This window comes from Streptomyces sp. NPDC056222, assembly GCF_042264065.1.
Taxonomy (GTDB): domain Bacteria; phylum Actinomycetota; class Actinomycetes; order Streptomycetales; family Streptomycetaceae; genus Streptomyces.
In genome coordinates, this window is sequence record NZ_JBHJTL010000010.1 from 32,768 (window position 1) to 55,560 (window position 22,793).

The 22,793-nt window shown below is 72.1% G+C and carries 19 protein-coding genes and 1 pseudogene; 6 read left to right on the forward strand and 14 right to left on the reverse strand.

All coding sequences use genetic code 11. From position 1 onward, the window contains the following. Positions 1-29: 29 nt before the first annotated feature. Entirely contained in the window at positions 30-1,241 is a 1,212-nt protein-coding gene (locus tag ACFC0D_RS07415) for an MFS transporter (RefSeq protein ID WP_376432222.1), read from the reverse strand. Between the two features lie 141 nt (positions 1,242-1,382). On the opposite strand from ACFC0D_RS07415, the gene ACFC0D_RS07420 reads away from it, so the two are divergent. Then, complete coding sequence (locus tag ACFC0D_RS07420) at positions 1,383-2,354, forward strand: GlxA family transcriptional regulator (protein WP_376432044.1); 972 nt, start codon at positions 1,383-1,385, stop codon at positions 2,352-2,354. A 21-nt stretch (positions 2,355-2,375) separates the two neighbouring features. Here ACFC0D_RS07420 and ACFC0D_RS07425 read toward each other — a convergent pair whose 3' ends face one another. Beyond that, positions 2,376-3,425, reverse strand: coding sequence for a Zn-dependent alcohol dehydrogenase (locus ACFC0D_RS07425; protein WP_376432046.1), 1,050 nt, complete (start codon positions 3,423-3,425; stop codon positions 2,376-2,378). A gap of 508 nt (positions 3,426-3,933) precedes the next feature. After that, positions 3,934-4,848, reverse strand: coding sequence for an SDR family NAD(P)-dependent oxidoreductase (locus ACFC0D_RS07430; protein WP_329117409.1), 915 nt, complete (start codon positions 4,846-4,848; stop codon positions 3,934-3,936). A 71-nt stretch (positions 4,849-4,919) separates the two neighbouring features. Between ACFC0D_RS07430 and ACFC0D_RS07435 the strand changes: the two genes are divergently transcribed. Next, the gene (locus ACFC0D_RS07435) at positions 4,920-5,888 is read left to right on the forward strand and encodes a cyclase family protein (protein WP_376432049.1); all 969 of its coding nucleotides are present in this window, start codon (positions 4,920-4,922) and stop codon (positions 5,886-5,888) included. A gap of 178 nt (positions 5,889-6,066) precedes the next feature. On the opposite strand, the gene ACFC0D_RS07440 is transcribed toward ACFC0D_RS07435, so the two are convergent. The 4 genes from ACFC0D_RS07440 to ACFC0D_RS07455 form a co-directional block, all read right to left on the reverse strand. Next, positions 6,067-6,525 carry an ATP-binding protein gene (locus ACFC0D_RS07440; RefSeq protein WP_376432051.1) on the reverse strand — a complete coding sequence of 153 codons (459 nt, stop codon included), beginning with the start codon at positions 6,523-6,525 and terminating at the stop codon, positions 6,067-6,069. Between the two features lie 390 nt (positions 6,526-6,915). After that, entirely contained in the window at positions 6,916-7,779 is an 864-nt protein-coding gene (locus ACFC0D_RS07445) for an acyl-CoA dehydrogenase family protein (protein WP_376432053.1), read from the reverse strand. A 14-nt stretch (positions 7,780-7,793) separates the two neighbouring features. Then, positions 7,794-8,930, reverse strand: coding sequence for an acyl-CoA dehydrogenase family protein (locus tag ACFC0D_RS07450; RefSeq protein ID WP_376432055.1), 1,137 nt, complete (start codon positions 8,928-8,930; stop codon positions 7,794-7,796). Continuing rightward, on the reverse strand, positions 8,930-10,120 hold the full coding sequence (locus ACFC0D_RS07455; RefSeq protein WP_376432057.1) for an amidohydrolase family protein: 1,191 nt from the start codon (positions 10,118-10,120) through the stop codon (positions 8,930-8,932). Before ACFC0D_RS07455 ends, ACFC0D_RS07450 begins: the two co-directional genes overlap by 1 nt. 151 nt (positions 10,121-10,271) lie before the next feature. Between ACFC0D_RS07455 and ACFC0D_RS07460 the strand changes: the two genes are divergently transcribed. Next, on the forward strand, positions 10,272-11,795 hold the full coding sequence (locus ACFC0D_RS07460; protein WP_376432059.1) for a class I adenylate-forming enzyme family protein: 1,524 nt from the start codon (positions 10,272-10,274) through the stop codon (positions 11,793-11,795). On the opposite strand, the gene ACFC0D_RS07465 is transcribed toward ACFC0D_RS07460, so the two are convergent. Then, positions 11,782-12,300, reverse strand: coding sequence for an EF-hand domain-containing protein (locus ACFC0D_RS07465; RefSeq protein WP_376432061.1), 519 nt, complete (start codon positions 12,298-12,300; stop codon positions 11,782-11,784). The genes ACFC0D_RS07460 and ACFC0D_RS07465 overlap by 14 nt on opposite strands. A 147-nt stretch (positions 12,301-12,447) precedes the next feature. Beyond that, positions 12,448-12,819 (reverse strand): annotated as a pseudogene (locus ACFC0D_RS07470) (STAS domain-containing protein); the annotation flags it as partial. 221 nt (positions 12,820-13,040) lie between these two features. Between ACFC0D_RS07470 and ACFC0D_RS07475 the strand changes: the two are divergent. Then, a complete protein-coding gene (locus ACFC0D_RS07475) occupies positions 13,041-13,622 on the forward strand; it encodes a sigma-70 family RNA polymerase sigma factor (protein WP_376432063.1) in 582 nt (193 codons plus the stop codon). Continuing rightward, positions 13,619-14,941, forward strand: a complete 1,323-nt coding sequence (locus ACFC0D_RS07480) for a maleylpyruvate isomerase N-terminal domain-containing protein (RefSeq protein WP_376432065.1) — start codon at positions 13,619-13,621, stop codon at positions 14,939-14,941. Before ACFC0D_RS07475 ends, ACFC0D_RS07480 begins: the two co-directional genes overlap by 4 nt. Before the next feature lie 573 nt (positions 14,942-15,514). Here the strand turns inward: ACFC0D_RS07480 and purU are convergent. After that, positions 15,515-16,366, reverse strand: a complete 852-nt coding sequence (purU, locus tag ACFC0D_RS07485; protein ID WP_376432067.1) for a formyltetrahydrofolate deformylase — start codon at positions 16,364-16,366, stop codon at positions 15,515-15,517. A gap of 46 nt (positions 16,367-16,412) precedes the next feature. After that, the gene (locus ACFC0D_RS07490) at positions 16,413-16,859 is read right to left on the reverse strand and encodes a hypothetical protein (protein WP_158994551.1); all 447 of its coding nucleotides are present in this window, start codon (positions 16,857-16,859) and stop codon (positions 16,413-16,415) included. A 203-nt stretch (positions 16,860-17,062) separates the two neighbouring features. Here ACFC0D_RS07490 and ACFC0D_RS07495 point away from each other — a divergent pair, with 203 nt between their 5' ends. Further along, positions 17,063-18,349, forward strand: coding sequence for an ABC transporter substrate-binding protein (locus ACFC0D_RS07495; RefSeq protein WP_376432069.1), 1,287 nt, complete (start codon positions 17,063-17,065; stop codon positions 18,347-18,349). 10 nt (positions 18,350-18,359) lie between these two features. Here the strand turns inward: ACFC0D_RS07495 and ACFC0D_RS07500 are convergent, their stop codons facing one another. From ACFC0D_RS07500 to ACFC0D_RS07510, 3 genes are all read right to left on the reverse strand, one after another. Next, positions 18,360-19,574, reverse strand: a complete 1,215-nt coding sequence (locus tag ACFC0D_RS07500; RefSeq protein ID WP_376432071.1) for a glycosyltransferase — start codon at positions 19,572-19,574, stop codon at positions 18,360-18,362. 123 nt (positions 19,575-19,697) lie between these two features. Then, positions 19,698-21,227, reverse strand: a complete 1,530-nt coding sequence (locus ACFC0D_RS07505; protein ID WP_376432073.1) for a hypothetical protein — start codon at positions 21,225-21,227, stop codon at positions 19,698-19,700. Positions 21,228-21,406: 179 nt separating this feature from the next. After that, entirely contained in the window at positions 21,407-22,789 is a 1,383-nt protein-coding gene (locus ACFC0D_RS07510) for a transcriptional regulator (RefSeq protein ID WP_376432075.1), read from the reverse strand. Positions 22,790-22,793 lie beyond the last annotated feature (4 nt).

Genomic DNA, 22,793 nt, shown 5'->3' on the forward strand with positions numbered 1-22,793 from the left:
ACCGTCCGCTCCGAGCCCGCCTCCAGGGACTACGCCCGCGGCAGCGTCCTGATCGGCCGGACCACGAGGAGCGCCACCACCACCAGCACCGCGATCCCGGCACCCGCCAGCAGGACCTCCTCCGTGCCGACGGCCTCCGCCACCGGACCCGCCAGCGCCCGGCCGGCCGCCATCATCAGGAGCGAGCCGGCCACCTCGTACGCGTGCATGCGGTTCAACGCGTCCTGCGGCACATGCGTCTGGACCGACGTCGACCACATCACCAGCCAGAACGCGAAGGCCGCTCCACCCAGGAACTGCCCCGCCCCGAGCAGCGCGACGGGCGCTCCCGAGCCGAGCAGGACAAGGTTGACCGGGAGGCCGAGCAGGGCGACCGCGCCCGCCGCGAGCGGGCGGCGGGGCCGCAGCCGCAGGGCCAGGAGCCCGCCCGCCGCGTTGCCCGCTCCGGCGACGGCCATCAGCACGCCGTACGTCGCCGAGCCGTGGTCCCCGGTCACCAGGGTCGCGGTCAGCGGCACCATCGGCCCCGCGACCGTGAATCCGTAGACCGTCCAGATCGCGATCACGCCCCACAGCCAGGTCCGCGCCGTGAACTCCCGCCAGCCGACGACCATCTCGGCCCGCAGCGAGCCCCGCCGCACCGAGTCGAACGGGGCTGCCGGAATCCGCATCAGGGTGAGGCAGACCGCGCTGACGGCGAAGGTCGCGCCGTTGAGGCCGAAGGCGGCGCCCGCGCCGCCGGTGAGCGCGACCAGGACTCCGGCGGCGGCCGGACCCGCCATCGTCATCAGCGACTCGACGACCCGCAGGACGGCGTTGGCGCGCTGCACGTCGGGGGCGATACGCGGGATCGTGGACGCGACGCCCGGCTGGAAGAGCGCGGCGCCGATGCCGCTGACGGCACTGAGCGCGTACACCGCCCAGAGGGGCGGGCTGCCGACGCCGAAGGAGACGGCGAGGACGGCCGCGCCCGGCAGCCGCACCAGATCGGCGATGATCATCATCCGGCGGGCGGTGAACCGGTCCGCGAGGACCCCGCCGACGACGACGAACAGGGCGAAGGGCCCGATCCAGGCGCCCAGCGCGTAGCCGACGGAGGAGCCGGAGTGTCCGGCACCGAGCAGACCGGCGGCGAGGGCGACGGGCACCATGCCCTCGCCGAAGACGGCGGCGGCCCGGGCCACGAAGAAGAGCCGGAAGTTACGGTTCCACAGGGCCGGAGCCCCGACAGGCCCGGGAATGCGCTGCCGGTCCTCGGACTTGTACGGGTACTGCTCCGCCCGTCCGTCCGCTTGCCTGTCCGCTCGTCCGTCCGCCTGCTTGTCCGTCGTCACGGATCCGACTTCTAGCACCAAGTGGTCTGGACCACAAAGGACTTTCTCGTGCCGCACCGCATCGCCGTCCTCGCCCTGCCCGGCCTCCTCCCCTTCGAGCTGGGCATTCCCCACCGGATCTTCGGCCGCGCCAAGGACGCCGAGGGCCGGCCGCTGTACGAGATCGTGACCTGCGCCCAGGAGGCCGGTCCGGTCCGGACGGACGCGGACTTCGCCGTGCAGGTGGAGCACGGCCCGGAGGCGCTCGCGACGGCGGACACGGTCGTCGTCCCCGCCTCGTACGAACTCGGCCCCGTCTACGAGGAGGGCAGGCTGACCGACGAGCTGGCGGCCGCCCTAGCGCACATCCGGCCCGGGACCCGGCTGGTGTCCATCTGCACCGGCGGGTACGTGCTCGCCGCCGCCGGCTACCTCGACGGGCGTCCGGCCACCACGCACTGGGCGTCGGCCGAGCACTTCCAGCGGCTGTTCCCGAACGTACGGGTCGACGCGGACGTGCTGTTCGTCGACGACGGGGACGTGCTGACCTCGGCGGGCGTGGCCGCCGGGCTCGACCTGTGCCTGCACATCGTGCGCCGCGACCACGGGAGCGCCGTCGCCAACGAGGTCGCCCGCAGGACCGTCGTACCGCCGCACCGGGACGGTGGGCAGGCCCAGTACATCGCCCGCCCCCTTCCGGAGGCGGGCACGGCGACCACGACGTCGGCGCGCGCCTGGGCGCTGGCCCATCTGCACGAGCCGATCCAGCTGCGGGACCTGGCGGTACGGGAGTCGATGAGCGTACGGACGTTCACCCGCCGCTTCCGTGAGGAGGTCGGCATCAGCCCCGGCCAGTGGCTCACCCAGCAGCGGGTGGAACGCGCCCGCCACCTCCTGGAGTCCACGGACCTGCCGGTCGACCAGGTGGCGAGGGACGCGGGCTTCGGCACGCCCCAGTCGCTGCGGTCCCACCTCCAGGCGGCGATCGGCGTGACCCCGACGACGTACCGGCGCACGTTCCGCGCGGGCGCGGTGGGCTGAGGCCGGCGGGCCCGGGCGGAGCTAGAAGGTGAGCACCCCCCGCGCGACGCGCCCATGCTCGGCGTCCTCGGCGGCCTTGGTGAAGTCCTCCACCGGATAGGTCTCGGTGACGAGTTCGTCGAGGAGGAGGCGGCCCTGGCGGTACAGCTCGGCGTAGAGGGCGATGTCCTTCTGCGGGCGGGAGGAGCCGTAGCGGCAGCCGAGGATCGACTTGTCCAGGAACATCGCGGCGGGCAGGAAGCTCGCCTCGGCGGTGGGCGCGGTCATGCCGAGGAGGATCGCCTGGCCGTGCCGGTCGAGGAGGTCGATCGCGGTGCGGACGAGGCCGGTGTGGCCGACGCATTCGAAGACGTGGTCGGCGCCGGTGGGAAGGATGTCCCGTACGCCGTCGGTCGAGGTCAGGAAGTGGGTGGCGCCGAAGAGCAGGGCGGTCTGCTCCTTGGCCGGGTTGGTGTCGACGGCGACGATCGTCGTGGCGCCGGCGATCCGGGCGCCCTGGAGGACGTTGAGGCCGATGCCGCCGGTGCCGATGACGACGACGGTCTCGCCGCGGTCGACCTTGGCGCGGTTGAGCACGGCGCCGACGCCGGTGAGGACGCCACAGCCCATGAGAGCGGCGGAGGTGAGCGGGATGTCCTCGGGAATCTTCACGGCCTGGACGGCCTTGACGACGGTCCGCTCGGCGAAGGAGGAGTTGGAGGCGAACTGGAAGAGCGGGGTGCCGGCGCGGGAGAAGGGCTGCTTGGGCATCCCTATGGCCTTGCGGCACATGGTGGGCCGACCACGGTCGCAGTCGGCGCAGGCGCCGCAGTTGGCGAGCGTGGAGAGGGCGACGTGGTCGCCTTCGGCGACATGCGTGACGCCGGGGCCCACGGCCTCGACGACGCCGGCGCCTTCGTGGCCGAGGACGACGGGGGCGGGGAAGGGGATCGTGCCGTCGACGACGGACAGATCACTGTGACAGAGGCCGGCGGCACGGACGCCGACGAGAACCTCACCGGGCCCGGGATCCCGAACCACCAGGTCGTCGACGACCTGGACGTGCTTGCCATCGAAAACGACACCGCGCATGGACGTACTCCTTCGTCGGACTAGTTGTGGGCATGCGTTCGTTCGGTGGGGGCGGTGCCCCACCCCCACCACCGTTGTGGGCAACTGTTCCGCTGGGGCTGGGGGTCCCCCCGGACGGAGTCTGGGGGAGGGTGGGCACAACGGAACGGCGCCCTTGCAGGCGCCTGTGCCCCTTGTGCCCCGAGGCCCAGGGCCCTGGACCGTGCAGGTGCGTCGTGGTGCGGGGGTGGGTCGGAGCGGACGCGCCCGCAAGGGCGCCGTCCCGTGTGCCCACCCGTCCCGCCCAGCGGGACGATTGCCCACACGAGGGTGGGGCGTGTGGGGCGGCGGGACCCGAACGCCCACACGAGGGTGGGGTGGGTGGGGCAGCGGGACCCGAACGCCCACACGAGGGTGGGGTGGGTGGGGCAGCGGGACGCGAGCGCCCACACGAGGGTGGCATCGTGGGCCATCGCCCCCACAAGGCGGCGCGAGGTGACTGCCCCGCCGGCGGGCGCCCGCACCCCGGCTACCCGTTCGGGCGGGAGCCCTCCGCCGCCGCTCGCGCCATCTCCTCCAGCCGCGCCAGCAGCGGCATCGGGTCCACCCCCACCGTCCCCGGCAGGAAGTCCGCGATCCGTTCCGGCGTCCACGCGCCCCCCTCCGCGTACCCCGCCCGCAGCTCCCTCGGCTGCGCCCAGACCGCGATCTTGGGGCCCGCGATCGTGTACACCTGGCCCGTGATCTTCTCCGCCCGCGCCCGCTCCGACAGGAGGTAGACGACCAGCGCCGCCACGTCCTCCGGCTCCCCGATCTCCTTCAGCTCCATCGGCACGTTCGCCGACATCCGCGTCCGCGCCACCGGCGCCACCGCGTTCGCCGTCACCCCGTACTTGTGCAGGCCCAGCGCCGCCGACCGCACCAGCGAGATGATCCCGCCCTTCGCCGCCGAGTAGTTCGCCTGCGCCACGGATCCCTGGTGGTTGCCGCTCGTGAAGCCGATCAGCGTCCCCCCGCCCTGCTTGCGCATCACCGCCGACGCCGCCCGGAAGACCGTGAACGTCCCCTTCAGGTGGGTCGCGACGACCGGGTCCCACTCCTCCTCGGACATGTTGAAGAGCATCCGCTCGCGCAGGATCCCCGCCACGCACACGACGCCGTCGATCCGCCCGTACTCCGCCAGCGCCACGTCCACGATCCGCTGACCGCCCGCCATCGTCGAGATGTCGTCGGCGACCGCGACCGCCGAACCCCCCGCCGCCTCGATCTCCTTCACCACCGACAGCGCGACCTCCGACGTCGGCTCCCCGCCCTCGATGGAGACGCCGTAGTCGTTGACGACGACCTTCGCCCCCTCCGCCGCGCACGCGAGGGCGACCGCGCGCCCGATCCCCCGCCCCGCACCCGTGACGGCGACGACCTTGCCTGCCAAGAAGTTCCCCACGCCCGGCCCCTTCCCGCACTTTCTGACGGTCCGTTAGATTCGTTCGTCGACAGGATTCTACGGTCCGTCAGATGCAGGAAAACAAGACCCTGGAGGCCCCGATGTCAGTTCCCTCGCAGCTCCCTGTCGAATTCCACGACATCGCCAAGCGCGTCAACAACTGGGGACGTTGGGGCCGGGACGACGAGATCGGGACCCTCAACCTGATCACCGACGAGGTCGTACGGGAGGCCGTCGCGACCGTCCGCTCCGGGCACCGCGTCCCCCTCGCCCTCGACCTCCGACAGGACGGCGTCCAGACCGGCATGATCCCGGGACGGGTCAACCCCCTCCACGTCATGGTCCAGGTCAACCAGGAGCTCTTCGGCCCCGGCACCGTCGCCACCAGCGACGACGCCGTGACCCTCGGCCTCCAGGCCGCCACGCACTGGGACGCCCTGACCCATGTCTCCCACTCCGGAAAGATCTACAACGGCCGTCCCGCCGCCACGATCACCCCGCACGGCCGCTCCGAGTTCAGCGGCATCCACACCGCCCGCCACATCGTCAGCCGCGGCGTCCTGCTCGACGTCGCCGCCGCCAAGGGCCTGGACCGGCTGCCCGGCGACCACGCCGTCACCCCCGAAGACCTCGACGAAGCCGCTGAATTCGGCCGTGTCACCGTCCGGGCCGGCGACATCGTCCTCGTACGGACGGGGCAGATGCAGCAGTACCTGGCCGGGGACAAGCACGCCTACGCCTTCCCCTCCCCCGGACTCTCCATCCGTACGCCCGAGTGGTTCCACGCCCGCGATGTCGCCGCCGTCGCCAACGACACGCTCACCTTCGAGATCTTCCCGCCCGAGATCGAGAACCTCTGGCTGCCCGTCCACGCCCTCGACCTTGTCGAGATGGGGATGCTCCAGGGCCAGAACTGGAATCTGGAAAGTCTGTCCACAGCCTGTGCACAGAGGGAGCAGTACGCGTTCCTGCTCTCCGCGATGCCCGAGCCCTTCGTCGGCGGTACGGGCACACCGGTGGCCCCCGTCGCGATTCTCTGAAACGAGGGATCGAAGAAGTCTGTTACGCGGGTGGCGGCGCACTCGCACGCGCCCCGAGCACGGCACGGCCGCCGCCACCCCGGACACGACCCGCACTCGTCGAGGGCACCTTGGCGGGCCCCCGTCGTCCCCTCACGTCGAATCGCTCACCCCAGAGTGAACAAAACGGCACGAACCGTCAACAGTGCACCGAAGCCGTAGAGGTGGCGACGATCGACACCGACGGCTCCTTCGGCGCCCCGCGGTCCACCTCGCACCAGATGCTCTTGCCGGCACCCTCACGCTGCCAGCCCCATCGGTCGGCCAGGCCGTCCACCAGCTCCAGGCCGCGCCCGTTGGTGTCCTCGCCCTGCGCGTGGCGCGGGAGCGGCGGACGGTCGCTCGTGTCGGCTACCTCCACCCGTACCGTCCCGGCCTCCGGACAGCCCTCGCCGAACAGCATCCTCAGCACGGCCGGACAGCCCGTGTGCACCACGGCGTTGGTCACGAGTTCGGAGATGAGCAGCACCAGCGTCTCGGCCAGCGGTTCGTCATCCCCTATGCCCGATCCGGCGAGCCTCGAGCGTGCCCATCGCCGGGCGCGCCCCACCTCCGCCGGGTCCGGCCCGACCTCCAACTGAACCTGAAGCACCTGCACCGCTCACACCATCCGAACCGGCGGACACATCGCCTCGCGCCTCACAGCCATCGACGTCCTCACGGACCGTGATTCCCTTGTGAGACAGCATGGTTGACGTACAGTCACCGCAACAAGCGCTTCGGGCATATTCCAGCGCGAAGGAGTACGCATGGTCCATACTGTGCGACGCACGCTGCGGGGAGTCGAACAGGAGGGCGCCCAGCGCCTCCACGGGGTACGAACGGCGGGCATCGCCCGATCCGGAGCCGCCGCATCGGCGACACCGGGACGATCCGGGCCCACAACCACTCGCATCCCACGGAGCGTACCGGAGCGGAACCCCGACTCCGGGCCGTGACGGACCGGCCGAAGGACACAACCCGATATCGACGCTCCGTGAGCGTCCGCCTACAAGGCAGCCGCCTCCGCCTCCTCCGCCTGCGCCTTCGACGGACCACGCCGGGACCGCACCCAGGCCCGCTTCAGATGCAGATGCACATCGGCCTCCCACGTGAACCCCATACCGCCGTGCACCTGAAGACAGTCCCGCGCACAGTCCACCGCCGCCTCGTCGGCGAGCAGTTTCGCCCCGGCGATCTCGACGGGGTCGCCGGTGACGGCGGCCGCGTAGACGGCGGCCCGGGCCACCTCGGTCCGCACGAGCATCTGCGCACAGAGATGCTTGACGGCCTGGAAGGCCCCGATGGCCTGCCCGAACTGCACGCGGGTGCGCGCATACGAGACGGCCGTCTCGGTGGTGCGCGCAGCACTGCCGAGTTGCTCGGCAGCGGTGAGCAACCCCGCCACCCCCGTTGTGGGCACAACCACAGGCGCCGGCACCCGATGCAGCGGCGTGAGCGGATCCACCGACCGCACGGCCACGGCTCCGGCGACGTCCCCCAGGACCACGTCCGCCTCGTCGAGCCACTCGACCAGCCCGCCGTCGGCGGCAGCGACGACGACCTCCCCCTCAGCAGCCCCCTCAACCACCCCCGCCGCCACGTGCGTCGCCACCAACGGCCCCGGCAGCAGAACCCTCCCCGCCTCCTCGAAGACGAGTACCGCCTCCGGCAGCCCCAGCCCCACACCGCCCTCCGCCTCCGGCACCCGCAGCGCGAAGAATCCGGCGGCCCCCAGCTCCCGCCACAGCGCGCGGTCGAGCGTGCCGCGCTCGACGGAAGCCCGCAGCGCGTCCCGGTCGAAGCGGCCGGCGAGCAGCTCCCGTACCCCCGCCTTCAGCGCCTTCTGGTCGTCCGTCAGTCGGAAGTCCACGAGACCACCACCCCTCACCGCCCCTTGGGCAGGCCGAGGGTCCGCTCGGCCACGATGTTCGCCTGGATCTGACTGGTACCGGCCGCGATCGTGTACGAGAGCGAGGACAGCCGGTCCAGGTTCCACTCCCGCCCGAGGTCGAGCGCGTCCGGACCGAGGACGTCCGCCGCCGTGTCGTACAGCTCCTGCCGCGCGTGCGAGTACCGCAGTTTGAAGACCGAGCCGCCGATCCCCGGCACCCCGCCCGTCGCCTCCGCCTCGCTCACGTTCCACTGGGTCAGCCGCCACAGCGCCCGGAACTCGGCGCTCAGCCGGCCGAGCCCGCGCCGGATCACCGGGTCGTCCCAGGTGCCGTTCTCCCGCGCCGCCCCCGCGAGTTCGGCGAGCACCCGCCGGCAGGCGACGACCTCACCCACGAAGGCGGTCCCGCGCTCGAAGGAGAGCGTCACCATCGTCACGCGCCAGCCGTCGTTCTCCTCGCCAATCCGGTTGGCGACCGGCACCCGGACCTCGTCGAGGAACATCTCGGCGAACTCCGTCGACCCGGCGAGGGTCCGCAACGGCCGCACGGTGATGCCCGGGGCGTCCATGGGCATGGCGAGCCAGCTGATCCCCCGGTGCTTCGAGGCCGCCCCCGGGTCCGTCCGTACGAGCAGCTCGCACCAGTCGGCGACCTCGGCGTGCGAGGTCCAGATCTTGGAGCCGGTGACGACGTACGCGTCCCCGTCCCGCACCGCTCTCGTCCGCAGCGAGGCCAGGTCGGAACCGGCGTCCGGCTCGCTGAAGCCCTGGCACCACACCTCGTCGCCGCGCAGCACCGGCGGCAGCCACCGCTCCCGCTGCTCGGGCGTCCCCTCGGCGGCGATCGTCGGCCCGGCGTGCAGCAGTCCGACGAAGTTGGCGCCGACATAGGGGGCCCCGGCCCGTTCGGTCTCCTCCAGGAAGATCAGCCGCTGGGTCGGCGAGGCGTCCCAGTGCACATCCGCGTACCCGGCGTCGTACAGCGCCCGCTGCCAGCCGCAGTCGTAGGCGCGCCGTCCCGGCCAGTCCAGCGGGTCGGGCTTCGGCGGCAGCGCGGGCAGCGCCGTGGCCAGCCACTCGCGCAGCCGGGCCCGGAACTCCTCCTCCTTCTCGTCGTACGCGAGGTCCATCAGACGATGCCCAGGTCCAACATGCGGATGGCGTTGCCGCGCATGAGCTTGTAGATCGTCTCGTCGTCGAGTCCCTTGACGTGGTCGAGGGCGACTTCCTTGGTGTGCGGGAAGGTGGAGTCGACGTGCGGGTAGTCGGTCTCGAAGGTGGCGTTGTCCCGGCCGACGACGTCGAGCGAGGCGATGCCGTGCTTGTCGCGGAAGAAGCAGCAGAACATCTGCCGGTAGTAGTACGTCGACGGGGGCTCGGGGATGAGGTCCCTCACCCCGCCCCACGCCCGGTGCTCCTCCCAGACGTCGTCCGCGCGCTCCAGGGCGTACGGGATCCAGCCCATCTGCCCCTCGCTGTACGCCAGCTTCAGCCTCGGGAACTTGACCAGGACCCCGCTGAAGAGGAAGTCCATCATCGAGGCCATGGCGTTGTTGAAGCTGAGCGAGGCCTGGACGGCGGGCGGGGCGTCGGGCGAGGCGGCGGGCATCTGGCTGCTGGAGCCGATGTGCATGTTGACCACCGTGCCCGTCTCCTGGCAGACCGCGAAGAACGGGTCCCAGTAGCCGGAGTGGATCGACGGGAGCCCCAGATAGGTCGGGATCTCCGAGAAGGTCACGGCCTTCACCCCGCGGGCCGCGTTCCGGCGGATCTCGGCGACGGCGAGGTCGATGTCCCAGAGCGGGATGATGCAGAGCGGGATGAGCCGGCCGCCGCTGTCGCCGCACCACTCCTCGACCATCCAGTCGTTGTAGGCGCGGACGCAGGCGAGGGCGACCTCCTTGTCCTTGGCCTCGGCGAAGGTCTGGCCGCAGAAGCGCGGGAAGGTGGGGAAGCAGAGCGAGGCCTCGACATGGTTGAGGTCCATGTCCTTGAGCCGCTCGACGGGGTCCCAGCAGCCGCGCCGCATCTCCTCGCGGGTGATGCCCTCCAGCGTCATCTCGTCGCGGTCGAAGCCGACGGCGGCGATGTTGCGCTTGTACGGGAACTTGAGGTCCTCGTAGATCCACCAGTCGGTCGGCGGCCCGTCCGGGTCCATCGTGATCTGGTACTTCCCGCCGACATAGGCGAGCTCACCGATCCCGGCCGTCAGGGGCTGGGGCCCGCGGTCGCGATACTTGGCCGGCAGCCAGGTCTCGAAGAGGTGGGCCGGCTCGATCACATGGTCGTCGACGCTGATGATCCGCGGAAGTTCCGTCATGAGACCTTCTCCCATTCCCGCATTTCTGATGACCCGTCAGATACTGATCGGTCTCAGGCTAGCCCCCGACCTCTGGACCGACAAGCGGCGCGCCTCTACGCTCTCCAGGCAATCTGACTGGCCGTCAGTTATGGACGGAGAGGGGATCGTCGTGACCGACACCGCACACACCCTGGGCACCTCCCGCACCCTGTGGGAGCTCGTCCAGCGGCGCGCCGCCCTCACCCCCGAGCGGCCCGTCCTCCTCCAGGGGGACCGGGCCCTCACCTTCGGTGGGCTGCGCGAACGCGCCGAGCGGTGCGCCGCCGGGCTGTACGGGATGGGGGTGCGGCCCGGCACCGTCGTGGCCTGGCAGCTGCCCACCCGGATCGAGACCGCCGTCCTCTCCTTCGCGCTGGCCCGCATCGGAGCCGTACAGTCCCCGGTCATCCCCTTCTACCGGGACCGCGAGGTCGGCTTCGCGCTGCGCGAGTCCAAGGCCGACTTCTTCGCCGTGCCGGGGGTGTGGCGCGGCTTCGACCACACGGAGATGGCGCGGCGGCTCGGGGCGCGCGGGATCTTCGAGGCGTACGACTCCCTGCCGGACGGCGATCCGGCGGTCCTGCCGCCGCCCCCCGAGAGCGGCACCGATGTGCGGTGGATCTACTGGACCTCGGGGACGACCTCCGACCCCAAGGGGGTCCTGCACACCGACCGCTCGCTGCTCGCGGGCGGCGCCTGCCTCGCCCACGCCCTGCGCCTGACCTCCGCCGACGTCGGCTCGATGGCGTTCCCGTACGCGCACATCGCCGGGCCCGACTACACGGTGATGCTGCTGCTCTACGGCTTCCCGGCGGTGATGTTCGAGCAGTTCGCGCTGCCCGAGGCGCTGTCGGAGTACCGCCGGCACGGCGTGACTGTGGCGGGCGGGTCCACGGCCTTCTACTCGATGTTCCTCGCCGAACAGCGGAAACTGCCGCCCGGCGAGAAGCTGATCCCGAGCCTGCGGCTGCTCGCGGGCGGCGGGGCGCCGAAGCCGCCGGAGATCTACCACGCCGTCGTACGCGAGATGGGCTGCCAGCTCACCCACGGGTACGGGATGACCGAGGTCCCCATGATCACGATGGGTGCGCCGGACGACACCGCGGAGAACCTGGCGACGACGGAGGGCCGGCCGCCCGAGGGCATGGAGATACGTATCTCCGAGGGCGGCGAGGTCCGGCTGCGCGGCGAGGCCGTCTGCCGGGGCTATCTGGACCCCGCGCAGTCGGCGGCCGCCTTCGACGAGGACGGCTTTCTGATCACGGGTGACGTGGGGCATGTGACCGCGAGCGGGCACCTCGTCCTCACGGGCCGGATCAAGGACATCATCATCCGCAAGGGCGAGAACATCTCGGCCAAGGAGATCGAGGACCTCCTGCACCGGCACCCGGCGGTCGGCGACGCGGCCGTCGTCGGCCTCCCCGACACCGGGCGCGGTGAACGGGTCTGCGCGGTGATCGAGCAGCCGCCGGGCGCCGAGCCCCTGACCCTGGAGGCCGTCACGGGGTTCCTGCGCGCGGAGGGCCTCTCCGTCCACAAGCTGCCGGAGCAGCTGGAGGTGGTGGAGGCCCTGCCTCGTAACGAGACCCTGCGGAAGGTCCTCAAGTACAAGCTGCGCGAGCGCTACGCCGGGAGCCGGGTCACTCCGTCATGAAGTAGTGGGCGAAGGCGGTCACCGCCGCGGCCTCGTCGACCTGACCGGAGGCGACGGTCGGCAGCGTCCGGGCGCTCAGAGCCGCAGGCTCCGTGTCGACACCGAGCGCGAGCAGAGCTCGCTCCACGTCGGCGGGGGTCGCGGCGATGGCGAGGACGGCGTGCAGGAAGGGCCGGGCGATCTCGGCGAAGCGCTCGGGGTGGTCGTGCAGCCGCTTCACCGCCCCGCCGACGAACTCCTCGCGGCTGACCCGCTGGTCGCCGTCGACATCGGCGATACCGGCCATGCCCTGCCAGAAGGCCTCGGCGCCGTCGCACAGCGCCTGTCCCCGGTCGGAGCGGAACGACACCTCGAACTCCGTCAGAAGGCGTTTCGCCGCCGTACTGAAGTCCTCGCGCGAGATCGTCCCGTCGCCGTCCTGGTCGAAGGCGGCGAAACGGCGGGCGATCCGGCGCTGGTAGAGCTGTCCGGCGTCCTGGTCCTGCTCGGGTTCCATGGGCTCCATGGGCGGAGCGTACGACGAAGGGGGCCCTCGTGCCGAGAGGGGCGGCTGTGTGGAGCCGACCCGCTACGCGGAGAGACGGCGCGCCTCGTGGTTGCGTGACCGGACGGGCTGGGCGGGCACGGAGCTGGTCTGTCCGACGAGGGAGTCCACGGGCAGGGGCCGGGTCCGCTCGTCCACCGCGTCGGTGGCGTCCGCGTACACCTCGAAGAGCCTGCGGACGCCGAGCGCGGCAAGGACGCGGTTGACGTGCGAGCCCTCCACGGCACCGCGCGCGGGCAGCACGACCCGCAACCGCCCGCCGCAGGAGCGCATCAGACGACGCGCGGCGATCAGTACGCCCACACCGCTGGAGTCGCAGAACAGCACCCCCGACAGATCGAGGACCACGTCGTGCCGGCCGCCCGCGACGGCGTCGTGGACGCGTCTGCGGACCAGCGGTGACGTCACCAGGTCCAGCTCGCCCTCAATGCGCAGCACGGTCCAGGGGTCCCGCTCGTCTTCCTCGACGTGGAGCATCACGACTAGCACCCTTCAAACGGAGGCAGTGCTTCCTGTCCCCTCCCGCTGCCCCGCCACGGCGGAACGAAACACCCCGGATGAATGGTGGCGCTTTCTCTACCATCACCAGGCCCTGTGAGGGTGTACTTGCCACAAAGGCGGGTGCGCTGTCGGTCGGGCGCATTACTTTGGTTGGTGAACTCGGGTCGGGAGGGCAGCCGAAGAGCTCCGGAGGGCTTCGTATGGCGAAGGACACACCACCGCGCTGGGACCGCAGGATGCAGCAGCGGCTGGCGCGCGGTGAGGCCGCCGCGCTCGGCGAGCTCTACGACCGGTTCGCCTCCCTCGTCCACAGCCTGGCCCACCGGGTGCTCGACGACGACAGCGCCGCCGACCAGGTCACCCGCGAGGTGTTCGGCTACATCTGGGAGAACCCCGACGCCTACGACCCCAAGCAGGGCAACATGCGCTCGTGGGTCGCCAAGCTGACCCAGCGGCAGGCCGTGCACCGGCTGCGGCAGACGGAGGCGACGGCGTACGCGGAGACCGGCGAGGGGTCGGCGGAGGAGCTGGAGCTGAAGGTGCGCCGCGCCTCGGTCGCCGCCCGTGCCGACTACATCGTCACGTCGATGCCGGCGCCGCTGCGCGCCGCGCTGGAATTGGCGTACTTCCAGCGGCGGGACTACCGCCAGACCGCCGCCGACCTCGGTGTGACGGAGGACGAGGCGCGGCGCCGGCTGCGGCTCGGACTGCAGCTGCTGTCGACCGCGAACACCCGGCCGCTGGAGGGGACCTCACCGCCCGGCTACGGACGCACGCTGTGACCGGGGCGAACGGCGACCCGGACGAGTTCGCGCGCGCTCCGTGGATACCGGGACCACGGTCGGCCGCGGACGACCACGCGGATCTGACGGGACGGCCCGTGGTGAACGCGCCCGAGCCTGTGATGAACGCGCCCGAGCCGGCGGAGGAACCCGCGCCGCCGGTCGTGCCCGTCGTGCCGGTCGTGCCGGTCGTGCCGGTCGTGCCGGTCGTGCCGGTCGTGCCGCCGCACAGTGTGCTCAAGTCCCTCCTCGGGGCGTGGGCACTGTCCGCGTGCTCGGCCGAGGAGACCCAGGCCGTCGAGGACCATCTCACCGTCTGCGCGCCGTGCGCGGACGAGGCGCTGAGGCTGCGGGACGCGGTCGGGCTGCTGCACTCCGAGCGGGACCTGGACCTCGATCCGCTGCTGCGTTCCCGGGTCCTGGAGAACTGTCTCGGCCGGCGCCCCGCCCGTATCCCGGTGCCCGCCTGGGCGACGTCGTACGACGCGGAGACGGCCCGGCTCGACGCGCTGCTGCGGGACATCGGCGAGTCGGAGTGGCACGCGCCGGTACGGCTGAAGTGGTTCGAGGGCGAGCGCCCGGTGAGCCGCAAGACGACGGTGGCCGGCGTGATCGGGCATCTGCTGACGGTGGACGGCCTGGTGTCGGCGGCGCTCGGACTGGACGACCCGCTGGGGCCTTCGGCCACGGAGGTGTCGCCGACGGAGCGGACGGAGACGTACTGGCAGGGCTCGTACCATCCGCCGACGCGCGGGGTGCGCGAGCCGTGGCGGGAACAGAGCCACACGCTGATCCGCACGGTGTCGTTCGCCGGGCGGGGTGTCGCGGACCTGACGGTGACGTACGGCGACTTCGCGCTGCCGATGCGGGACTCGCTCCTTGAGCGGGCGTTCGAGTGCTGGGTGCACGCGGACGACATCGCGAACGCGGTGGCGTATCCGTACGAGCCGCCGAGCGGAGCGCATCTGCACGGCATGATCGACCTGGCGGCCCGGCTGCTTCCGGCGGCGCTGGCCGACCGGCGCCGAGCCGGCCTGGCGTCCCCGCCGCGCCACCTGGTGACGGCGGGCGCGCCCGGCCGCTCGCTCCATCTGGAGGTCGAGGGCTCGGGCGGCGGTCACTGGTACATCGCCCTGGACTCCCCGGGAGCCCTCGGCTCCCCGGACCACGCGGTGGCGCAGGTGGCGATGGACGGGGTCGAGTTCTGCCAGCTGGTGGCGGGCCATGTCCCACCGGAGGAAGCGGCGGCGGGTCAGGACGGGGACCGCGAGGCGATCCGCGACGTCCTCTTCGCAGCGGCGTCCTTGAGCCGCCTGTAGCTACGGTGCCCTGCGGCGCCCGCCCACCCGGTTGCGGGCAGGCGCCCCACGGGGCGGCGCCCACCCCTCGACCCCGCCCCCGCGGGTTGTGGGCAGTCGTTCCGCAGAGCGGTGCCCACCCTCGACCCCCGCCCCCGCGGGTTGTGGGCAGTCGTTCCGCAGAGCGGTGCCCACCCTCGACCCCCGCCACCCCGGTTGTGGGCAGGCGTTCCGCAGGGCGGTGCCCACCCTCGGCCCCCGCCACCCCGGTTGTGGGCAGGCGTTCCGCGGGGCGGAACGGGTGGGCACAACCCCACGACGGCGCCGCACCTTTGCGCACCGTACGAACCGGGAGCCTGGGCCCGGCAAGGGCGCCGTCCGTTGTGCCCACCCTCCCCCAGACTCCGTCCGGGGGGACCCCCAGCCCCAGCGGAACAGTTGCCCACAACGGGGGTGGGAGGGGTGAGGCGTGGGTGGGCCCGCCCCGCGGCACGGGTGCCCACGACGGCGGGTGGTCGGGGTTGCGGGTGCGCCCGCCCCGGCGGGGCGGCTGCCCGCCGCCCGGTTGTGGGCAGGCGCCGGCCCGTGGCGTGGCTACGTGAAGACCACCGTGCGGCGGCCGTTCAGCAGGATGCGGCGTTCCGCGTGCCACTTCACCGCTCGCGCCAACGCCTGGCACTCCACGTCGCGGCCGATCGCCACCAGCTGGTCCGGGGTGACCTCGTGGCCCACCCGTTCGACCTCCTGCTCGATGATCGGGCCCTCGTCGAGGTCCGCGGTCACGTAGTGGGCCGTCGCGCCGATCAGCTTCACGCCGCGCGCGTGCGCCTGGTGGTACGGCTTCGCGCCCTTGAAGCTCGGCAGGAAGGAGTGGTGGATGTTGATGATCCGGCCCGACAGCTGCTTGCACAGGTCGTCGGAGAGCACCTGCATGTAGCGGGCGAGGACGACGAGCTCGACGTTCTCCTCGCGGACGAGCTCCAGAAGCTCCGCCTCCGCCTCCGACTTGGTGTCCTTCGTGACCGGAATGTGCCGGAACGGAAGGCCGTAGGAGCCCACCAGCTCCTTGAAGTCCGTGTGGTTGGAGACGACCGCGACGATCTCGACCGGCAGCGCCCCGATCCGCGAGCGGAAGAGCAGATCGTTCAGGCAGTGGCCGAACTTCGACACCATCAGCACGACCCGCATGCGCTCGTCGGCCCGGTTGATGTGCCAGTCCATCGCGAACGAGTCACCCACCGCCGCGAAGCTCGCGCGGAGCTTCTCCACGCTCACCGGCGTCTCCGCCGAGAAGTGGACCCGCATGAAGAAGAGACCCGTGTCCCGGTCCTTGAACTGCTGACTGTCCTCGATGTTGCATCCCGTGATGAAGAGATAGCTCGACACGGCGTGCACAATGCCCTGTTTGTCCGGGCAGGAAAGTGTGAGGACGTACTGGTCGGTCATCCCCGTAGGGTGCCACACCCCGCCGGAACGGCAGGGCCGCCGTCCGTCAGGCGGACCGCGTCATGATACGGAGCACGTCCAGGGAGCGCGGGGGCGTGTCCGGGTCCTCGCCGTCCGCCGACGCCATCCGTACGTGCGCCTCGCGGGCGGCCCGCACGGCCTCCGGCCACCCGTGGTGCTCCATGTACGCGGAGAACGGCGCGTCGGGCCCCACCTGGTGCATGATCCGCAGCACCCGCAGCACGGCCACGTCCACCAGTGCGGCCTCACCGGAGTCGCGGAAGATCGTTCCGACGTACTTCTCGGCGGACCAGTTGTCCAGCCAGGTGTCCTCGACCAGGCGGTAGACGGCGTCGGTGACGTCGCCGTACCCGTCGTGACCGGCCAGCCAGGTCGTCTCGTGGAACCCTGGATCGGAGAGCATGTGCAGCGCCGAGCGCACATTGCTGCGCCAGCGCCACCACGGCATGTCGTTGAGCGGCATGCCGCCCATGGTGGGGGAGCGACGGCCGCGACGGGAAGAGTTCACCGAACCTGAGACTGGACTGGACACCGTTCGATCGTACGTTCCCCTTCAAGATCGGCCGACCGGCCCCCTCCCCCACCGTCGCCGACCCCCGTAATTCACCTTCACGTCACCCCGCGTTGAACCCCGCACACTTCTGCGTTACCCATGAGGCGGAAGTGTGCGTGTCCATGACCGGTAGGCGACTGACCTCACTCCTCGCATGTGTCACGGCGGCGGCGGCCGGAGCGTCGCTGCTCACCGGCTGTGGCGTGCTCCCTGGGATCACGGGGGGATCCAGGGAGCCCGTCACGGTGATGACCTGGGCACCGGACGGCACCCGTGCCACCAACCAGCCCGGGATGCCCGCCATGGCCCAGGCGTACGCCCGCTGGGTCAATGCCAACGGCGGCATCGACGGCCACGAGCTGCGCATCCTCACCTGCAACGAGCTGAACACCTCCGCCGGCGCGGCGACCTGCGCGCGCCGGGCCGTCCGCGAGAACGTCGTCGCCGTCGTCGGCTCCTACAGCCAGAACGGCCGGGCCTTCATGGCACCGCTGGAGGCCGCGAGCATCCCGTACATCGGGGGCTACGGGATCTCCGAGGACGAGTTCACCAGCCCGCTCTCCTACCCGGTGAACGGCGGCCAGGCCTCCCTCCTGGCCGGTCACGGGATGCAGCTGGCCGAGTCCTGCCGCAAGGTCTCCCTCGTTCGGCCCGACACCCTCGCCGGCGACAAGCTGCCCGACCTCCTCAACTCCGGCCTGAGCAAGGGCCGTCACAAGAACGCCACCGACATCCCCGCACTCGAGGACGCCGCCGAGTACACCGAACAGGCCGGCCGCGCCCGCGCCAAGGCCGGCGGCGAGGAAGGCTGTGTCGCGGCCGTCCTCGGCGAGCGCACCCAGACGTTCTTCGACTCCTTCCGGCGCCTGCCCGAGGACGAGGAGTCCGGCGGCGACGGGGACGACGGGAACAGCGAGGAGCAGGTACGGATCTCCTCCGTCCTCGGCAGCGTCAGCCAGCCCGTCATCGACCGCACCGGCGGCGCGCACAGCCCCTTCGAGGGCGCGTACGTCACCGGCTGGTACCCGGAGGCCAACGACGCGCGCTGGACGCCGATGCGCAAGGTGATCAAGGAGCACGCGTTCGCCGACAACCGCGTCGACCCGGCCGACGCGGGCGTGCAGACGACCTGGATCGCGTACACCGTCCTGAAGCAGGTGATCGAGTCGCTCGACAAGGACACGATCACGGCGGGGGCTGTCGCGCACGCCCTCGACCGCGGTGTCCAGATCGACACCGGCGGCCTCACCCCCGAACTGCGCTGGCACTACGAGGACATGCTCGGCGCCCCTCGCTTCCCCCGGATCGTCAACCATGAGGTGACGTTCCAGGTGGTCCGCAGGGGGCAGCTCGTGGCGCAGAAGCCCGGCTTCGTCGACGTCGGCGCGACCGTGCTCAGCGCGCCCTGACCCTTCTCGCTCAGCGGACTCCGTCGAGCAGCCGCCTCGCGGCGACCGTCGCCCCGTCGGTACGGATCAGGTCGGCCACGGCCTTCGCCCGCGCGCCGGCCTCGGGGGCGAGGGCCGTCGCGAGCGCGGCCGACAGGGACGCGACGGTCGGAGTCGGTCCGTCGTGCGCCACGCCGATGCCCAACTCGGCCACCCGGCCCGCCCAGTACGGCTGGTCCGCCCCCTGGGGAATCACCACCTGAGGCGCGCCGGCCCGGGCGGCCGTCGTCGTGGTGCCCGAGCTGCCGTGGTGCACGACCGCGGCCACCCGGGCGAACAGTGCCTGGTGGTTGGCCTCGCCGACGGCGAAGCAGTCGTCCCGCTCGTCGATCGGGACCAGGCCGCCGTAGCCGCGAGAGACGATCGCGCGGCGGCCCTGTGCGCGGATCGCCTCGACGGCCACCCGGACGACGTCCTCCGGGGCGCCGACAGGCGTACTGCCGAAGCCCAGGTACACCGGCGGTGCGCCGGCGTCCAGGAACGACAACAGCGCGTCGGGGAGCGGGCGTTCGTCCGGCCGGAACCATGCGCCGGTCTGTACGACGTCGAGGCCGGTCGGCGGCCACGGGCTGAGTGTCGGGTCCGTCGCCAGCCACGGCTGGTCGGAGAAGGCGTAGTCGCGGACGTTGTCCACCGGCGGCAGGCCGATCGCCGCCCGGTGGGAGTTGAGCATCTCGCCGAACATGTCGTTCGCGTTCCGGGCGTCCACGTCCCACAGCTCCAGGTTGTCGCTCACCCCGGGCGGCAAGGGACGGCCCCGGCGCGCGGGGGGCGGCTGGTGCGGCGACGGCAGGATGACCGGCTGGTGGCTCGCGTGCACATAGCGGATGCCCAGCTTCTCGGCCACCGACCGCGCGCCGGCCGTGACCGGCAGCGGGCCGCACGCCACCAGCGCGTCGCACCCCTCGGCCGCCGCGGCGACCGGGCCGAACTGCGCGGCGATCAACTCGGCAGCGCGCTGCGCCAGACCCACCGCCGAACCCGGCACGACCGTGGTCACCATCGGGCGCACCGGCCGGCCGACAGGCACCAGCGGAATGCCGGCACCGGCGAGGAGTTCCACGAATTCGTCGTCCGGCGGCGCGCACACCCGTACCTCGGCGCCGAGCTCCCGCAATCGGACCGCAAGCCCCACCATCGGTTCGACGCTGCCACGCGCCCCGTACGTCGTCACCAACACGCGCATGCGCGACTCCCCGTTCCGGCGTTCCCCTACCCAGCCCGGAGATTGTGCGCCATGGGCGGGGCCTTGCCGCAAGGCCCCGGCGCGGTTTTGTTGATCATGGAGAGGGTGGCAACTCCCCTTCCCCTACAGCTGGGTGGGAGTCCGCTGCGGCAGCCCGTACTTCGTGGCGGTCGGATTCCACAGCGTGGCCGCCTGGCGCTTGGAGGTCGTCGCCTCCGCGCTCTTGTTCGTCGCCGCCACCGTCTGGTTGGTGGAGCGGGCCTTGCCGCCCTTGCACGCCTTCTTGGGCTTCATCTGGTCGGCCCAGGCGGCGTAGTGGTCGTCGGCGGCGGCCGAGGCCTGCCACGCCTTGGTGAGGGCGGTGGTCAGGGCGGCGTTGTTCGGCACCTGGTCGACCGACAGCGCCTGCAGCCGGGTCACCAGATCCCGGCGCTGCTGGGCGGCGCCCCGCAGGTCGGTGGCGGCCTGGTCGAGGTTCTTGCACTGCTTGATGGCCTCGACCGAACGGATCACCGCGTCACGGCTGTTGTTGCTGTCCGCGAGCAGCTTGTCGAGCGCCTTCGCCTGCGGCTCGGCGGGGTCGGCGGCCTTCTCCGTCGTGCCCGTGGACGGGGCTCCGGAGGAGGCGGCCACGTTCTGGCCGGGGTCCTTCTCCTTCTTGTCGTCGTCCCCGCCGCTGAGCAGCGCGCCGGCGCCGAGGCCGACGATCGCGCAGCCGACGACGACGGCGGCGATGAGGGCGACGGGCGACTTGCGGCGCGGCTCGGGCTCGTCGTCGTACGCGTCCTGGTACGCGTCCTGCTGATAGGCGCCCTGGAACGGGGACGGCTGGGCAGGCTGGTGGAACTGCTGCTGCGGGGGCGGCTGGGGGCTGTACTGCTGCTGCGCCCGCGGCGGCTGGGTGTGCTGCGGCGGCTGGGGCAGGTGCTGCGTCGCGTCGCTGCGGAAGAGGTTGTCGAACTCGGCGGGCGGCTGCCGCTCGCCGGGCATCTGCGGCGGCACGGGAGCGATGTACTGGGTCGCGTCGGAGGCGCCGGCCGGCTGGGCGGGAGCGCCCGGCTGCTGGTGCAGCGGCCCGGTGCCGAGGAACTGCGTGTCCGGCCCGCCCTGCGCCGCGGCGACCGGCGGGATGTGCTGAGTCGCCTGCATGTCTCCGGCGCCCTGCGCGGGTGCCGCCGGAGGGTATCCGTAGCCACCCTGCGCGGGAGCCTCGGGAGGGTATCCGTAACCACTCTGCGGAGAGGCCGGCGGCGGGAAGCCGTAGCCGCCCTCCGGCGGACGGTGGGACGGCAGCGGGTGCGCGCCCGGTATGTCCCCGTTCGCCCCGGGCATGGCGCCCGGCATCGGGCCGGGCAGCGGCCCCGGTCCGGCGGCAGGCGGCGCGCCCTGCGGCGGGACCGGCGCGATGTACTGCGTCGCCTGCATGTCCGCGGCCCCGCCCGGCACGGTCTCCGGCGGCAGCGGCTGGGCCGGCGGCAGGGGCTGCCCCTGCGGCGCCCCACCGGGACCCCAGGCGCCGCCCCACGGCTGTCCGCCGGCCGGGCCTGCGGCCGGGCCGGTCTCCACGCCACCCTCGGCGGGCAGCACGACACCTTCGTGCGTGGGCCGTACCGCCGGATACTGCGGCTCCGGACCCTGTCCGCTTTGCGTCACCGGGACTCCTACTGATGGACCTACGGAATCGTCGGCTCACGCTACCGGGTGCGTCCAGGGCCGCGCACACACGTGTGAGTCCGGTAACAGACCCACAACAACCCCACACACAACTGCCGCACCACCGTGGCCGATCGGGCCCGCGGTGTGACCGGAACGGTGACCGTGGTCACACGATGTCAGGCCGCGAACAGCTCGAGACGCGCCCCGAACTCCCGCACCGAAGGCTCCCCCGCGTACGGCTCCAGCCGCTCCTTGAGATCGTCCAGATACTCCGCCCCGCGCGAGGACCGCAGTGTGGCCAGCAGCTCCAGCGCCTGCGTCCCGGTGTGACAGGCCTGCTCCACCTCGCGCCGCTGCACCTGCGCGGAGGCCAGCAGCACCAGACCGATCGCCCGGCGCCTCGCCCGCGTCTGCGGATGGCCGCTCAGCGACTCCTCCGCCGCCCGCGCCGCCGCCTCCGAACGGCCCAGGTCCCGGTGGCAGTGGGCCAGTTCGTCCGCCAGATACGCGTGGTCGAAGTGCGCGATCCAGTCCGGGTCGTCACCCGACTCCGGATCGGCCTGCTCCAGCGCCCGTACGGCCCGTCCGGCGACCGCCTCGAAGGAGTGGACGTCCCCGAGCAGCGCGTGTCCCCGGGCCTCCGCCGCGCAGAACATCGCCTCCGCCCTCGGCGTCACCCGCCCCCGCGCGCCCTCCTGCGCCGCCCGCGCCAGCTGCGCGATCTCCCTCGGGTTCCCGAGCTGCGCGGCCAGGTGACTCATCGAGGCCGCCAGCACATACCCGCCGTAACCCCGGTCGCCCGCCGCCTGCGCGAGCCGCAGCGCCTGGATGTAGTACCGCTGGGCGAGCCCCGGCTGCCCGGTGTCCACCGCCATGTACCCGGCCAGCTCCGTGAGCCGCGCCACCGCCGCGAACAGCTGCCGGCCCACCGCCTCCCGGTACGAGCCCGACAGCATCCCCGCCACCACGCTGTTCAGGTAGTGCACCACCACGGGCCGGACGTGTCCGCTGCCGAACCGCCGGTCCAGGTCGACCAGGGCACTCGTCATCGCCCGGACCGCCTCCACGTCCGAGACGCCCACCCGCGATCCGGCCGACCGGGCCACCTGCGCGTCCGCGCCCGTGATCAGCCAGTCCCGGCTGGGCTCCACCAGCGCGGAGGCCGCCACCGTCGAACCGGACAGGAAGTCCCGGCGCCCCACGTCACTGCGCCACAGCTCGCAGACCTGCTCGATCGCGCCGAGCACGGTCGGCGCGAACTGCAGACCGACACCGGAGGCCAGGTTCTTGCCGTTCGCCATGCCGATCTCGTCGATGGTGACCGTGCGGCCCAGCTTGCGGCCCAGCGCCTCCGCGATGATCCCCGGCGCCCGGCCGCGCGGCTGCTGCCCGCGCAGCCAGCGAGCCACCGACGTCTTGTCGTAGCGCAGATCGAGACCGCGCTCGGTCCCGACCATGTTCACCCTGCGGGCGAGGCCGGCGTTGGAACACGCGGCCTCCTGAATCAGCGCCTGCAGCCGTTCGTTCGGCTGACGGGCAACGAGTGGCCTGGCTGCCATGAGT